The 15,355-nt window shown below is 60.8% G+C and carries 13 protein-coding genes and 1 pseudogene; 6 read left to right on the top strand and 8 right to left on the bottom strand.

Annotated elements, in window-relative coordinates; all coding sequences use genetic code 11:
* On the bottom strand, window positions 1–1,032 hold the full coding sequence (locus ASU23_RS01170; protein ID WP_058037010.1) for an alpha/beta fold hydrolase: 1,032 nt from the start codon (window positions 1,030–1,032) through the stop codon (window positions 1–3).
* A gap of 429 nt (window positions 1,033–1,461) precedes the next feature.
* Window positions 1,462–2,151 carry a nitroreductase gene (locus tag ASU23_RS01160; RefSeq protein WP_058036984.1) on the bottom strand — a complete coding sequence of 230 codons (690 nt, stop codon included), beginning with the start codon at window positions 2,149–2,151 and terminating at the stop codon, window positions 1,462–1,464.
* Window positions 2,152–2,235: 84 nt separating this feature from the next.
* Here ASU23_RS01160 and ASU23_RS01155 point away from each other — a divergent pair, with 84 nt between their 5' ends.
* Window positions 2,236–2,733, top strand: coding sequence for a helix-turn-helix domain-containing protein (locus ASU23_RS01155; RefSeq protein ID WP_082661279.1), 498 nt, complete (start codon window positions 2,236–2,238; stop codon window positions 2,731–2,733).
* A 67-nt stretch (window positions 2,734–2,800) separates the two neighbouring features.
* Here ASU23_RS01155 and ASU23_RS01150 read toward each other — a convergent pair whose 3' ends face one another.
* The 3 genes from ASU23_RS01150 to ASU23_RS01140 form a co-directional block, all read right to left on the bottom strand.
* A complete protein-coding gene (locus ASU23_RS01150) occupies window positions 2,801–3,775 on the bottom strand; it encodes an alpha/beta fold hydrolase (protein WP_242692523.1) in 975 nt (324 codons plus the stop codon).
* A 204-nt stretch (window positions 3,776–3,979) separates the two neighbouring features.
* Complete coding sequence (locus ASU23_RS01145) at window positions 3,980–4,618, bottom strand: TetR/AcrR family transcriptional regulator (protein ID WP_058036983.1); 639 nt, start codon at window positions 4,616–4,618, stop codon at window positions 3,980–3,982.
* A complete protein-coding gene (locus ASU23_RS01140; protein ID WP_058036982.1) occupies window positions 4,606–6,378 on the bottom strand; it encodes an amidohydrolase family protein in 1,773 nt (590 codons plus the stop codon). Before ASU23_RS01140 ends, ASU23_RS01145 begins: the two co-directional genes overlap by 13 nt.
* Before the next feature lie 823 nt (window positions 6,379–7,201).
* Between ASU23_RS01140 and ASU23_RS01130 the strand changes: the two genes are divergently transcribed.
* The 3 genes from ASU23_RS01130 to ASU23_RS01120 all read left to right on the top strand — a co-directional run bounded on the left by ASU23_RS01130 (window position 7,202) and on the right by ASU23_RS01120 (window position 11,703).
* Window positions 7,202–8,716, top strand: coding sequence for a S9 family peptidase (locus ASU23_RS01130; RefSeq protein WP_165638677.1), 1,515 nt, complete (start codon window positions 7,202–7,204; stop codon window positions 8,714–8,716).
* 612 nt (window positions 8,717–9,328) lie between these two features.
* Window positions 9,329–10,861 carry a long-chain-fatty-acid--CoA ligase gene (locus tag ASU23_RS01125; protein WP_058036979.1) on the top strand — a complete coding sequence of 511 codons (1,533 nt, stop codon included), beginning with the start codon at window positions 9,329–9,331 and terminating at the stop codon, window positions 10,859–10,861.
* Window positions 10,862–10,950: 89 nt separating this feature from the next.
* Window positions 10,951–11,703: an enoyl-CoA hydratase-related protein gene (locus ASU23_RS01120; RefSeq protein WP_058036978.1), complete on the top strand. Its 753-nt coding sequence runs from the start codon at window positions 10,951–10,953 to the stop codon at window positions 11,701–11,703.
* A gap of 298 nt (window positions 11,704–12,001) precedes the next feature.
* On the opposite strand, the gene ASU23_RS33055 is transcribed toward ASU23_RS01120, so the two are convergent.
* Both ASU23_RS33055 and ASU23_RS01115 read right to left on the bottom strand, forming a co-directional pair.
* Window positions 12,002–12,478, bottom strand: coding sequence for an NAD-binding protein (locus tag ASU23_RS33055; protein WP_242692522.1), 477 nt, complete (start codon window positions 12,476–12,478; stop codon window positions 12,002–12,004).
* Window positions 12,479–12,648: 170 nt separating this feature from the next.
* On the bottom strand, window positions 12,649–13,119 hold the full coding sequence (locus tag ASU23_RS01115; protein WP_253741114.1) for a DoxX family protein: 471 nt from the start codon (window positions 13,117–13,119) through the stop codon (window positions 12,649–12,651).
* Window positions 13,120–14,214: 1,095 nt separating this feature from the next.
* On the opposite strand from ASU23_RS01115, the pseudogene ASU23_RS01105 reads away from it, so the two are divergent.
* Window positions 14,215–14,469 (top strand): annotated as a pseudogene (locus ASU23_RS01105) (hypothetical protein); the annotation flags it as partial.
* Between the two features lie 421 nt (window positions 14,470–14,890).
* On the opposite strand, the gene ASU23_RS01100 reads toward ASU23_RS01105, so the two are convergent.
* Window positions 14,891–15,073: a hypothetical protein gene (locus ASU23_RS01100; protein ID WP_058036975.1), complete on the bottom strand. Its 183-nt coding sequence runs from the start codon at window positions 15,071–15,073 to the stop codon at window positions 14,891–14,893.
* Window positions 15,074–15,204: 131 nt separating this feature from the next.
* Here ASU23_RS01100 and ASU23_RS33725 point away from each other — a divergent pair, with 131 nt between their 5' ends.
* Entirely contained in the window at window positions 15,205–15,354 is a 150-nt protein-coding gene (locus tag ASU23_RS33725) for a hypothetical protein (RefSeq protein WP_156423043.1), read from the top strand.
* The last annotated feature ends 1 nt before the right edge of the window (window position 15,355 follow it).

Below are 15,355 nucleotides of genomic sequence, written 5' to 3'. Positions count from 1 at the left end.
CTAGAGATTGCGCAGTCGCACAATTTCCTTGTCGAACTCGTCGATGTTCTCGATCGACGACATGTGACCGACGCCCGGCAACACGATCAACCGTTCGAGGTTGCCGGCGTCGTCGAGGACCTGCGCAAGCTTGCGCGCATGAACCGGCGGAGCGAGCCGATCGAGCGCACCGACGAGCACGGTGGTCGGCACCTCGAGATTGTCGAGTCCCTCGTGAACATCGAGGGTGCTCAGCGCTGCTCCCCAACCTCCACGAACACGCGGCTTGCACTCACGAACGATGTTCTCGCAGAACTGAATCTCGGCCTTGGTCGCGTTCGGTGACATCGAGACGTAGCGGAACGCCCTCGTCATGGCGCCCGAGGAGACGAACGGAACGGGCGAACTGAGGATGGCGCGGCCCACGGGGACCGGCACGCGAGGAAAACGATTGGGCAGCGGGATGACCGTGGTCTCCGCGATCAACCTCCCGCTCGCGGTGCTCGCGAGCATGACCGCCGACGCGTACTTCTCGACCTCGTCGGGGTGACGACCCGCCCAGGCCATGATGCTCATCCCGCCCATGCTGTGACCGACGATGACCGCCTTCTTGTCCTCGCGAACCGTGGCCGCCAGCACTGCAGAGAGATCGTCGGCAAGGACGTCCGGGCCGAGCGGAAGATTGCCGACAGTGCTGCGGCCGTGACCGCGCTGATCGTAGGTGATGACCCGATATTCGCCTGCCAGCGCATTGACCTGCGGGTACCAGAATTCGGTGGAGCACGTCCAGCCGTGACTGAGAACGATCGGATCGCCGTCGACGGGACCGTAAGCCCGGACATTGATGATCGCACCGTCGTCGGTGGTCAGTTCGCTGATGTCAGCTTTGAGCGTCGGAGTCTTCAGGAGTGCATTGGGCTCGACGTCGCTCGAAAGAGTCAACCCACGCGTGGATCGCCGATGACGGATCCCAGCGACGGCCGCGACGAGTGCTCCCACTCCGACGGCGCCTGCCAGTACTCGAAGCTCTGTGGTGCGCGAACGACTGGACATGCATTTTGCAGCACCTGCGACCATCAGTCGGCCGACAGTCGAAGCGGTCATGTGAATCCTCCGTTGTAGATGATGCTCGATGGTGCGAGTCCGATCTCGGTGCAGGTCTCGACTCCGGGAAACTGAGCGCGCACCCCGTGTACCGGGCCCGAATGGGTCTGGAAATCCGTCGCATCGTGGTGCGCACAACCACACCGATCGGGCGCGCGAAATCCCGGTCCGTGCGTGCGAGCGCTCGGTTGAGCGAACTCGCTTCCCCCGCATACCTCGACAACCAGTTCGAACCGTCTCGTCACCGCAGACCGCGCACTCAGTTGCAGCAGAAACTCCGACAAGTGATGGGCGAGCGCAGTTCCCCGCGCTGGGCGGTGGGAGGGGCGAGTGCGGGGCATTCGAAATTCAAGATGCAACTGTGGCTATCGCAGAGCCTCAATCACGCTGCCAGGTAACGACATTCGGGACGGTCTCGCGGGCGGTACGGAAAGAGTTGATCGGATGATCCAGATCGGCGTAGCCGAACGAGATACCGAGAAGGACGCGCCGACTCTCGGGGATCCCGAAATAGTTGTGCACGAATGGCCCGTACGACGCAAGTGCCGCCTGTGGGGCGGCGGCGATGCCAAGGCTCTGTGCAGCCATCAGGAAAGTGCTTGTGTACAAGCCGCAGTCGACGGCCCCGTAAACACCAAGGTCCGCTTCGGTCGTTATCAGCGCAACGTGCGGGGCGTCGAAGAACTCGAAATTGCGGAGCGCCTGGGTCAGGGTTCGCGGGTCCCCTTTACCGATGCCCACACTGTCGTAAAGCTGAAGACCGCATGCGCGGCGACGGTCACGGTAGATCCCTGTGTATTCCGCAGGGAAGGGGAAATCCGGCTGAGCTTCTCCTCCTGCCTGGATGTGGGAGAGGAGTTCCGTGCGGAAGCGATCGGTGGCCGCGCCTTCGGTGACAATCACCTGCCAAGGCTGAGTGTTGCACCAGGACGGGGTCTGCTGGGCGAGCTCGAGTAAGCGTTCGATGTCGGTGTGTGGGACCTGATCCGGATGAAATTGGCGGCACGTCCAGCGTCGATCGAGCAACTCGGCCAATGTCGAAACCTGCGCGGGCTCGCTAGTTGTCATGTTCACTTTCCACTCCTTAGTCTCATTTCGAGACTGAATCTAACAGGTGTGGTCTCATTTTGGAACTACTTGGTAGGATGGCTCATGCGTTACAAAGAGTTGTCCGAAGTGCCCTGCTCGATTTCTCGACCGCTGGTGATCCTCGGCGACCGTTGGACGCTGGTCATCCTGAAGTGGGCGTTCGCGGGAGTTCGTCGGTTCAACCACTTTCAGAGTGCGATGGAAATCTCGCGTAGTCGACTCCAAGACCGACTCGATCGACTGGTCGAGCACGAAATTCTGGCGAAAGTGCAAACAGACTCCGCCCATGCGGAATATCGGCTCACTCGAAAAGGCCACGACATCTACCCGATTTTGATGGCAATCAAAGACTGGGGTGATACCTACATGGCACCCGAGGGACCTCCCGTCCGCTACCAACATCGTGACTGCGACGGCGAGGCCCACGTCAGACTCGAATGTGATTCGTGCGCCCAAGAACTCACCGCTCATGATGTGCTACCAACATCCGCGCACGACCCGATCACCTCCTCCACACCAGGGAATGGTCCACAGGGCGCTGACGCTTCGTCGACAAACTGAACCGACAGCACCCTGCCGGCAACGCGCGTCCACACTGTTTGCTGACCATCGAGCCGTCGCTGGACGGTCATGACTGCTTATCTTTCGAGTCGGCGATTTCAGGTGAAGTTTTCGACCGGTTCTTACGGGTGGAGAGGAACTCGCGGATCAGGTCAGTGACGCGGTCGGGGGCTTCGATCATCGGTGTGTGCCCCACGTCTTCGAGGACCTTGGTCGTGATTGTTCGTACTGGGCGGTAGCGGGCAAGTGAGGCCTCCACGTCGTAGAAGCGGTCCTTCCGGCCGAAGATGACGAGCGCCGGCAATGCCAGATCGTCCAGCCGTGCGTCCAGACCACCTCGTCTGGTCCACGCCTGCCGCTGCCGCATCGTCTGGGTGAAGGCGGGGTGGTTCAGGCTGCGGGCGTCGTCGAGGCCTTGACTGGGGTGGGCAAATGCTGTGGCCATGTCGAAGTCCCGCGCAAATGCTCGCCGCACCACGCGATTGGTGACGAACGCGGGACCATGCTGCTGCAGAATCGGACCGATCCACGGGGTGTGAAGTACCCACTCGCCTGGCGGCAGCGTTCCGGTGCTCGTGTCGGGCCCTTCGCCCATCAACACGAGCCGGGTCACGAGGGCGCTGTGCTCGGCGGTCGCCAGGCCGAAGAGGCTGCCCATCGAGTGGCCGACGACCGTAACGTCGTCCAGGTCCAACTCGGAGAGCAGACTCGCATAGAGCCGGCCCTGGCTGTCGGGGTCGTAGCCGGATGTAGGTCGCGCAGAACCACCGTGCCCGAGAAGATCGACCCGGATGATCCGGCATTCCGGCAGGCGAGCGACGAGCTGGTCGAACCACGCCATGGAGGCACCGAAACCGTGCAGCATCAGGAGGGCAGGACCGTCGGCGGGACCGTCCACTCGGACGTGCAGGTCGACGCCGTCGACGGACATGACCTTTCCCACGCCGCCTCTTGCCGGCTCGGCGCTGGTGCGACCGGTCAATTGGCCGATCAAACTGCCAACCTGCCACACCCCGGATGACGATGCGTTAGGGATGGTCATACGCTTCTCCTCATTCCGCTGTGTTCATGAAGTGGAGCAATGGTTCGTCGCCTCGGGTTGCAGAGGTCGAGCGGGTCATCCGAGCTTCGGACTCGGATTTGGTACGGCCCTATGACAACCGTAAAACGATGAGAACGGCGACGGCCTGCCCTCCCACCACCGAATAACCTCGGATGGTGGCCGTAGCGCGGGTTTGCGGCTTCGTCAGCCAGTGCTCTTAGTCTGCAGACCCAGCAGGCGGACCAGGACAGTCCCGATCGTGTCGGCTGGAATGACGCCCGGATCGGCGATCTCTTCGATGGCGAGACCGTTGTTCAGCGCCAGCATGGTGAACATGAGAATGCGCGACGAGACAGCTCCGTCTGCGCCCCAGCTGGAGAGCGCTTCGTCGGCCAACTCGGTCAATTGCTGGTGATACTCTCGGCGTTTCTCGACCCACCGCTCACGTAGCTGGGTATCGCGGGCGGCACGAAGCCAGAACTCGGTGAACAGCAACTGCCATTCGCGACTCTGCTGGATCGCAGCGGTCAGGTGCTGGCCGGCCGCCAGTGCGGACGCTTCGTCCATGACGGTAAGGTCCGCGTGGCCGAGAATCTCTCGGACTGATGCGATGCGGCCTGTCACCTCCCGGTCGAAGAGCTCGAAGAACAGGTCCTCCTTGCTCGCGAAGTTCGAGTAGAGTGCGCCGGTGGTGAACCCGGCGGTGGCCGCGATCTGTTGCATGGTGGCTCCGGCGAATCCGCGTTCCGCGAACACCGTGAAGGCAGCTTGCAGGAGCCGGTCGCGGACCTCGGAGCGGGGTGTGCGGCGGGCGACGGGGACTGGATTGCTCACGAGGACCATCCGGCGCTCGAGTGTGTCTTTCCGGCCCGTAGGAAAGAGCCAAAGCTTCGCGTCGTACCGAACCCGTCGGCGAAATTGCCATAGCGGTACACGAGATGTCCACCCACGATGGTCGCGGCCACTGCGTCGTCGTTGCGGTTGACCATTCGAGATACGCCCCCGAGCTCCTCGAGGGGGGCTTCGGCGTAATCGTCCGAGGACTTGGAGAGCCCGGCAGGGTCGATGACGGCGATGTCGGCGCGGTCCCCCAGCCGAAGGGTGCCAGCGTCGAGGCCGTACCAGTCGCCGAGTTCGCCGGTCAGCCGGTGTACGGCGCGTTCGAGGCTAAGGAACTCATGGCCTCCCTCTGCGGATTCATTGACTCGCCTCAGCAGCCTCAGGCCGGCGTTGTAGAACGCCATGTTGCGCAGGTGGGCGCCGGAGTCCGCGAAACCCATCTGGATCTGAGCGTTGTCCGCGATCCTGTCGAGCACTTCGGGACGGTGATTGGCGATGGTGGTACGCCAACGCAAAGCAACGCCGTGGGCTACCACCAGGTCAAGGAAGGCGTCCGCTGGATGAATGCCCCGCTCCTGCGCGACGCTGCCGAACGACTTGCCGATTACCTCGGTGTCCGGGCAGCTGACGATGTCGGCGTCGTACAGGTCGCGGTGCCATAGTTTCGGACCGAATTTGCGCTCGATGTCTTGGCGGAACTGGCGGCGGTAGACCTCGGAGTCCACGAGCTCACCGCGTTTGACTACGTCGCGCACGTTGAGAGCTGCGGCACCCGAACCGAACTCCTCGAAGACGACCAAGTCGATGCCATCGGCATAGACCTCGAACGGCACCGGCAGGTGCTGCCAGCGCAATTCCGAGGCCATCACCCGGTTCAGCAACGCCGTAGCCTTGGTCAGTACCCAGATCATCTTCGGATCTGCCTTGAGGTCTGCCGCAGCGAGCATCGTGGTCTTCAACGGGGCCCTGCCGCGACCAGCGCTCTGGGCGAAGAACTTGCCGATCTCGGCCTTGCGGGCAACATTAGGTGTGCACTGGTGCAGGCGCCCGCGTTCGCGGAGCACGCGGTTCAGAGCGCGGTACTCTCGCCAGCTCGCGTAGGTGGAGGGAAGCTGGCGCGATGGGTAGCGCACGCCGTCCAGCTTCGAGAACGAGCTTCTCACTGTCGACATTCCCACGAACCCAGCGTCGAGCGCATCGGCCAGCATCGCGCGCATCCGGCCCAACTCGACGGGAGTTGGGTGACTGTCTGGATCAGTGGCCCGATCCAGGCCCATAACCGCCGCGCGAAGGTCGGAGTGTCCGATAAACGCCGATACGTTGGGTCCGAGCGGACGGGACTCGAGCGCCTCCACGTAGCGGTGCGGATCTGACCAGCTCTGGTGTTCGTTGAGTGCTGACTGGACAGCGTCCCACGGCAGGGCCTCGACGCGTGAGAACAGATCCGCACAATCGTCAGGGGAGGAGAACACGGTGGAGAGGGAGCAGTTCCCGAAGATCACGGTCGTGACGCCGTGGCGCACCGATTCCGAGAGGCCCGAGGCAACCAATACCTCGGCGTCGTAATGCGTGTGGATGTCGATCAGGCCCGGCATCACCCACAAGCCCTCAGCGTCGACGACCTCCGCTCCCTCCGCCTCCAAAGGGCTGGTGCTGATCGCCGCCACCCGACCCGCCCGCACTCCTACGTCGCGAATAGCGGGTTGAGCACCGGTTCCGTCGAAGAAGCATCCGCCCCGGAGCACCAGATCGAAACCATCCACGATGGTCGCCTCTCAATTTCGATAACGACGATTATTCAGTAGCAGACATTATCGAAGACTTGCTGGGCCGTCAATACCCAACTCCGACCCCGGATTCACCAAACTTGGCATCCATGCAAGTGATCTCTCGGCACTGGAGACCTTCGCGTCCGGTGTAGCGCCGATGTTCACTCGGCGAATCACGGAAGCAGGCAATCATGGGACGTTCTATGCGAACCACACCGATCGCATCATCACACGCCCACCACAAGGCGGTCACATCCTCAGATCCGTTGTCGGGCAGCGCATATCCAGTAGACTTTGCGCCACGATGAACACCCTTCGTACACCGGCCGCCTCATCGTTCACCAGCTCCTTCGAGCAACTCGCCGCGACTTGAGCCGCCGCCGACCGATGGCAGTACGCACAGCAAGACATCGGGATGCGGATGACTGGCCCTTGCCCGCGAATGTGCGGACGAGTTGACCCTGAGTGGATTCTGAATGCTCTGCGCCCGACCGAAATGCCCCTTGCCGCCGATCATTTCGGCTGCATACAACAGCCACCCATTGACATACCCGTTGCATGTGAATACGTTCCGTATCTCACTTGAGTCGTTTTTCCATCCGGCCGGGAGAATGACGGAACAGGTGTTGCCATTCGGGCAAAGTCCGATCGTCGGCGAGGACATTGGAACCGTCGCACGAGGCGAAAGTCCAACCGTGCCACGTGAATCCGCAATCCACTGCGGTACAAGAGAATGCATCTGGAGGACATTGTGTACGTGAAGAGTCGGAATTGGAGTTACGGGAGGCGACGGGTAGAGACGCCCGCCGCTGACAGGATGTATCTGGGACTGTCTGTCGCCTTTGCTGTAGTCGCGACCTTGGCCGCGACATTGGCTGGCGTGGGGGTTGCGTCGGCCGATTCATGGTCGCCGTCACTCGAGGAATCAACTTTGGCGAAAACGTTCGAAACGACCGGCGGCTTAGCGAATCGACTTGACGAGCTCCCGGCCATAGCCGAAAAAACAATGGACTATCAGCGAAAGCGTGCGGAAAAGCTACAAGCGGATCCCGAACGACGCCCAAACCCCAACACTTGCTCCATTGCCCTCACATGCCTAATCAACCCGGATGTCACCGAGGACACTTGGCGTAACCGCGGGGGTAGCGTCGAGCAGGTCCTGTATACCTCCCGGAGCGGAGCCACCATTTCCGGGCACATCTGGGACATGCCCACTGAGGCTGATCAAGCGCGCAAGCCCGGCGTCATCGTCAACAACGGTTCACTGCTTGCCTATGAGGAAAGCTACTGGTACCTCGCCCAGAACCTAGCTTCAGCAGGCTATCTGGTCTTCACCTACGATACGCAGGGCGAGGGCATGTCCGATCAATTCGGTGAAGCGCCCGACGAAGTCGAGGCGGCGTTCGCTGGCATTCCCATTCTCGGACTCGCCGGCCCGCAAGCCAACGGCAATCTCCTCGACAGCCTCGGGGGTAACGGACTCCCCTTCTACGACGGTCAAATCGATGCCCTGGACTTCTTCTTGTCGAGCCCAGCACAGATATACGCGCCACAGCCGAGCCGCACCAGCGGAACCGACCACTCGGATAAGCAACGCAGCCGTGTGAGCCGCGGACTCAATGCGGCATACAATCCGCTGTGGGAAAGACTCGACCCCTCCCGTGTGGGCCTGACTGGACATTCCTACGGTGGTGTTGCTGCCAGCTGGAACGCCCAAAATGATCCACGGGTCAAAGCCGCAGTCGCCTTGGACAGTCAGTGCGTTCCAGCGGCGAAACCGCTGGATGAGATGGTGGCATTCACCACCGCGCGGGCAGCCCAAGCGCTCGGCCCTGTATCAGTACCCTTGGCCTACGGCTTCAACAAATATTGCTTTGGCGCACCCGATGTCCCAGCCCCACAGCTACGCACGCCAGTGCTCGGCATGAGTGGCGACTATCTGGCCTTTCCCATACCGCGTGTGCAGCCGCCTGATCCCCTGGCGAAATCAGAGGCTTCCTATGAAATGTCGGCACACGGGATAGATAGCGGCGACATCGTGATCCGCGCGGCCAACCACCTCGACTTCGCGGACACTGCGGGCCTTCTCCCCGGCACTTTTGATGCCAAGGCGATTGTCAGCTACTACACGATCGCGTGGTTCGACAAATACCTGAAGGTCGGCACCGACGCTGATGAGCGCCTCACCGGCGCACCCTGGCGCAATGTCCCAACCCCAACTGCCGCTGGTGAAAACAACCGGTTCTCCGCGCACTACAACTCGCGGATTGCCATTCGCCGCGACGACGGCAGCACGCTCACGTGTAACGATCTTCGGGCCGGTTGCTCCTGACCTTCGTGATCACAGCTCAACCGCCCGATGGTTACCTAGGGCCACCTCGTCCGCGCGGATTCCATTGCAGCTTTTCAGCAGTCGACCTGACCGGGTCAACCGGACAAACGCACGCGATCGAGTTTCGGGTCTACGCCGATTCCACTCCTTCCCTCCCTATCGAATCGAGGTGTGGGACAGCCCGGCGATGTCTGGGTACGCGTTGACCGCGGGTGCTGCGCCGGAACCGACGTCACGCCATGCTGCGATCCGAATCGTCGCGAAGTGGCGTCCATGGCGAGGGCCGCACCCAAGCGGTCCGGCGATCGACCAGGAATTGAACGACTTTCAGATTTCAAGCGGTCCGAATCGAAGGAATTCGGTTCCGATCACGACCGCCTCGAAGCCCTGCGGCACACCACTTCCTCAATCAGGTCACTGCCGACGACTACGACACGTCGAAGGCTCAACGATTCGGACTCTGAATGGAGCCGCCTTCACTCTGAACAAGATCGGAAATCCACGAAATCTGCTGCGCACCAAGCCAATACCGAAAATAGAAGATTTACATGCAATAGTTTTGAATACTGTCGCCACCGTCACACGGATGGAAATTCACAATGAAGGGCTACCGTGCATATCACCCAGTCACTGATCAACACTGCGCAAGCAAATCCCGACCATGTCGTCACGATCTACCGTGATCGCGCGCGAACGGCCGCGGAAACCATCGACCGAGTCGCCCGATTTGCAGGGGCACTTCGTGCTCTAGGCGCCGCACTCGGCGACCGAGTCGGCATCCTGGCGCTCAACAGCGATCGCTATCACGAGTTTCTTCACGCAGTGCCATGGGCAGGATGCGTCGTCACCCCGGTAAATGTGCGATGGAGCGCTGCCGAGATCGCCTACTCATTGGTTGACAGTCAGACCGACATTCTGCTTGTCGACGACAACTTTGCCCCGCTCATCCCAGATCTGCGCGAACTCGCTCCCAACCTGTCGTCGGTGATATTCATCGGCGAGACTCAGGCACCTGACGGAATGCTCGACTACGAGCAACTTGTCGCCGGCGCCGGTGCGGTCGAGGACGCGCGACGGGGCGGGGACGACCTCTACGGAATCTTTTACACCGGCGGGACAACCGGCAAACCCAAAGGGGTCATGCTCTCGCATCGAGCATGCCTCACCTCCGCGATGGGTTCAATCGTAACCGCCGACATCCTCAATCGCGGCGGGGTCCTTCTACATGCGGCACCGATGTTTCACTTGGCAGACCTCGCCGCGTGGCTCATCGCGTGCCTCACCCGCGCCACACATGTGATGGTGCCCTCGTTCACTCCGGCCGGTGTTGTCGAAGCCATCACCAGACACGGTGTTACCGACACACTTCTCGTTCCGACGATGATTCAATTGTTCGTAGACTCGCCGGAGGCGAAGAATTCAGACCTGTCGAGTCTCACGCGAATTGTGTATGGGGCGTCACCGATCTCCGAAGCCCTCCTCCAGCGCACCCTCGAACTCTTTCCGAAGGTACGTCTCAGCCAGGGATATGGCATGACCGAAATCGCTGCTATCGCAACAATTCTCACCGCAGACGACCACGATGATCCAACGCTCCGACGCAGCTGCGGGCGGCCCACAGCACACTCGGAAGTGCGCATCATCGGAACTGGCGACGTGGAACTTCCACGTGGTGACATCGGCGAGATCGTGGTCCGCGGAGATCACCTGATGTCCGGCTATTGGAACAAGCCAGCAGAGACTAGCGCAGTCATCCGAGACGGCTGGATGCATACCGGGGACGCCGGGTACATGAACGAGGATGGTTATGTATTCGTTGTCGATCGACTGAAGGACATGGTCATCACCGGCGGCGAGAACGTGTACACAATCGAAGTCGAAAACGCCCTCGCCAAGCATCCTGCAGTCGCTCAGGTTGCCGTGATCGGACTACCCGACGAAAACTGGGGCGAGCGCGTCCACGCCGTTGTCGTCCTGACTCCTGGCACATCGGTGAGCGAGGCGGAACTCCGCGACTTCTGCCGGATGCATATCGCGAACTACAAGCTGCCACGGTCGACGTCCTTCGTCGACGCTCTTCCTACCTCCGGTGCAGGCAAGATTCTCAAGCGCGACCTGCGCGAGTGGTACGGAACCGGCAGATGATTCTGACCAAGGACCGGTCCGGCTTACGGATCTGATTCCTTTCGCGGGCCTCCGCGACTTCCACCACCATTTAAAGAACGGAACAGACAATGCCAGACCTGGTCGACCTCCACCGCGATGGACAGACATTAGTCATCACCATGCGCCGCGAAGCCCGCCGCAACGCCATCGACGCGGACATGACGGCTGGCTTGGACGCCGCTTTCAACCTGCTGGACGACGATCCAGAACTTCGGGTCGGGGTCTTGGCTGGCGCCGGCGCAGTGTTCAGCGCCGGAACCGACCTCAAGGCGGGATCCGGCGCGACGGAACGAGGGGGAGAATACGGGCTGATCCGCCGGCGTCGCGCGAAGCCATTGATCGCCGCGGTCGACGCACCGGCATACGGCGGCGGGTTCGAACTGGTCCTTGCCTGCGACCTCGTGGTGGCCTCGAGCCGGGCCACCTTCAGCCTGCCCGAGGTCCAGCGCGGCGTCATCGCCACCTGTGGAGCGCTGTTCCGGAGCGCCCGCGCGCTACCTCGCAATGTCGCCGCCGAACTGCTACTCACCGGAGACCCCCTGACCGCCGATCGTGCCCATGTGCTCGGCTTGGTCAACGTCCTCACCGAACCGGGGGAAGCAATCGACGCGGCGATCGCCTTGGCCGGGAGAATCAGCAGCAACGCCCCGGTTTCGGTCAGCGAAACCCTCCATGCCATGGCTGCGGTCGATGCACCGGGTGACGAGCTCGGATGGCAGGTCACTGCGCGAGCTTTCGCCGCCGTGCTGGAGTCCGAGGACATCCACGAAGGCCTACTCGCTTTCGCTGAGAAACGATCGCCCCGGTGGAGCGGTCGATGATTAGTCAGCGCCGTGTCCGACCATCGAGAATTGATCGCCGTCGCGAGCCCTCGTAGTCTCGACGCAGCATTACCATCACGCGACCATGCCACGGCCCCTGCGGCAGGGGCGGAGACGGCGTCAGCATTGTGAGTGGAAGCGCGGAGCCTCAGTGCGAAACCAGACGTAGGTGGAGAAGCTTGTCGCCGGACTGCACCACACCGGCCGCCGGTGCCTCGACGCGGAACAACTGGCCATCGCGCACCACACCGAGCACGATGTCCTGCACTTCCGAGGCGCCTTGCCGACCTCCACGGATTCAACAGTGCGTTCCTCTACAGCGAACCCGCCTTGGGGGGTCCGGATGTCTTCGATCACTTCCACCACAGAGGAGTAGGGGGTGGCGATGACCAGGAGTCGGCCAGCGGTCTCCGCGGTGACGACCACCGTGTCTGCAGCAGATTGACGCAGAAGATGCGTGTTCTCCGATCCACGGAGAGCAGCGACGATGCGCGCCTTCGGAGCGAGTTGACGGGCACTCGATGGTGGACATGCGGTATCGCCGCGCGAGATAGGTGGCCACGATCATCGATGCCGTGTGCCCGGCTCCAGCCAGTTGCAGCAGGTCCAGCCTGGTAGCCGAGCCGTGCACGGTGACCAGACCTTGTCGCGACGCTACTTCCAAGACGGCCGGATCGGTGTCGGCCACCACCACGTCCGACGGCAGGAGCCCGGCGGCGAGCAATCGCGTCGATGGCGGTGAGCCTTTAGTGCCGTAGCCGACGACGGCGCGCATGCAATCTTCAAGGCCTGTCGGGAACTTTCGTCCCCACGCTAAACAATAGGTGCGCGGTCGGAGAAGCCGGCCGTCCTGCCGAGGGCGGTCAGGGCCAACGACAACAATGTTGCATAGTTATGGGCCACTTCGGATCATCTCATTCTTTCCAATTGACCGACACGACAACTCTATTCTCGTGTGGAGCGGTCACCAGCTGCGGTGATCAACGTGCTCCGGCGACGCTGCAGGACGCGGTCGACAGAGAGAGTTCCCGGCCCGACGAAGACCAGCAGGAACAGGGCCCAACAGAACATGGCGGCGGATTCACCGTCGTTCTGGATCGGTAGCGCACCCTTTTCCTGGTGGGTCCAAAAGTACGCGAAGGCCATCGATCCAGAACTGATGAACGCGACGAGTCGGGTGCCGAGGCCAAGCATCAAAGCGATGCCACCAACGACCTGGATGATGGCTCCCCACCATCCCGGCCATGCGCCGAACGCGTCGTTGACTCCGCCAGCGGGCTCCGTCGGCCATGACCACAGACTCGTGGTGCCGTGGCAGAAGAAAAGGAAGCCGACGACGATGCGGAAGGCCGCGATCGCATATTCGCTGGCGCCGGATAGGCGAGCACTGAGGGTTGTAGTCAGGGTTGTAGTCACCTGAAAAGATTAAGCATGGCTAGACCAAACTCGCATGACCAGTGACAGCTCTAAGCCTCCGAAACCCGTTTAGTTACGGTTTAGATATCTACGATTGGTTGCGAAGGTGTTCTGCATCACTCGAATCTCTCAGGCGGAATTGGCCGGTTGGCGCGGCTGGAGTCGCGCTACCGCGCTTGTGAGAGCATTTTTTACTTCTTCTTAAACGATCAGGACCTAGTTTTCCAGTCCGGTTGGTACTTTCTTCTCCACTTAAATCTATTTTTACAGCCATCTGTGATTAAAAGTATCGGAGGCGGCGAAGCCCGCGACGGAGCGGTGACACTCCCTGACGCGGATCGCTGGGTTAACGACAGACGATCGACAGCACCGACCACATCCAAGATGCTGCGCCTGCGGCTGACATTCTGTGATCACACCATCGAAATCGGGCGAGACATCATCTTTCTCGAAACCGGGCAACTCCCCACCTGCCCCAAAGCCCTCCTCTAACGGCATACTCGCGTCGCGCTGCGCTCTTGTCTGCCGCGGTCTTCGCTGGTGCGACCATAACTTAAATCTCCGCTGATCCGGTGGCGTCCCCCTGCTTGGTGGCCGGCCGCCGGGTTGGCACCAACACATCGCCGGCAACGGGCGCGGCGTTCGCACCTCCCACTCGGGTGGCTGGCGGGGTGATTGTGCGGGAGCGACGGAGGCCGGCCACGTGTGGTGTCGCGGTAGCTCTGATTTTTGCCTATTCCTGGGGTTGGGTTGATACTTTTTGCGGGTGACTTATATCCCGAAAATCGACCCCCACGCAGATAACCATGCTCGTTACAAATTGAAGAATGGCGAATTAAGCAATCGAATTCTTCTTGCGGCCCTATTGGATGTGTGGGGAAACCGCTGTTACATAAACGGTTGCGTAAAAGATTTTTATGATTACGCGATTGAGCACATAATTCCGCACACGACGAGTAAAGATGAGCTAGGAAAGTTACTGAAAGAGTTTGGTTCAGAGAAGGTGCAGGCACTGACTTTCGATGTTCATTCTCCACATAATCTGGCGCCCGCTTGCAAGAAATGCAATCGTCGTGGCAAGGGCAATAGGAATTTTTGCTGTGCCATCAATGCGACTTCGCCGGCTGCACCAACCCGGCACACATGCAGTTGGGAACCAATCGCAGCAACCGCAACGAATACGAGCTCCGGCGGCGCAACATCGCCAGCCCACTCGCCTACGTGCGAGGACCCGCGGGGCGCACTCGCGCCATCGCTGCCGCGATCCGTACCGGGGTCGAACAGAACCCAGGAAGCGACGTCATCGAAGAGCACATCGCTGCGGCCGAGGCTGCAGGACGTCCGCTCTGACTCTGGTAGCGAGGTTACGATACCGCCGATGCACTGTGAACACATTTTGTTGCAGTGCAGCGCCTTTCAACGACAAGATGACATAATATAAGTTATCGGTGAACGATACGGCTGGAATTATGCCGAGCTGCAACAGATCTGACCCCGAACGGACCACTCGGCAGGGACGATCAGCTGTGACGGTTCGACAGTGCCGCAACCGTAACCCCGGCTCTGCACATCAGAGCCGGGGAAGTGAAACGCCATCTGCGTTGAGCACACAACTCAGATGACCCTCTTTCGATGCGCGGCTAGTTATCCGCCCCGCACCTTCCATTATAAACCGCACAATCGGTATGCATTGCCTGAATCCCTTTCGGATAATCAGGCAAAGCTGTACGCCGCCGACAAATGAAATAGTCTGTGCGCTAGTACTTTCGGATTATCGAACTCCGCACAAATGGTTGTTGGTCATTCGGCGGTAGTCGGTCTGGCGACCGACCAATTCGTCGTGCACGATCTCTAGCCGGATCTGCTCACATCGGTTTCGTTTCGTGAGCTTCTCGAGTCGATGCAGCTCCTCGACCAACTCTGTCTCCGTCATCGCCTTTCTGACATCCTTCATCCGTTGAGCGCCTCCCGAACTCGTTGTTTCGTATCGGCGTACCCCAGATCGGTGATCCCGTAATCAAGTCAGGGAGTCGGGCACATGGATGTGACCTTCCATCGGGCATAACACCGGCCTAGCCTGGAATCATGGCTATTACGAGGAAATATGGGGCATTGTCCTCATTCGATCTGGGTGAGGAGATCAACGCCTACGTCCCTGCCAATTCCGGCCGGTTATGGGGAGTGACAGGACGGTTGGTCGGAGTGCGCACACTCTCGCAGGCGACGAACGAGTAAC

It is taken from the genome of Rhodococcus sp. KB6, from assembly GCF_001445685.1.
GTDB lineage: Bacteria > Actinomycetota > Actinomycetes > Mycobacteriales > Mycobacteriaceae > Rhodococcus_F > Rhodococcus_F qingshengii.
Note: the sequence above shows the minus strand (reverse complement) of the source record. Positions and strands in the feature narration are given on the sequence as shown.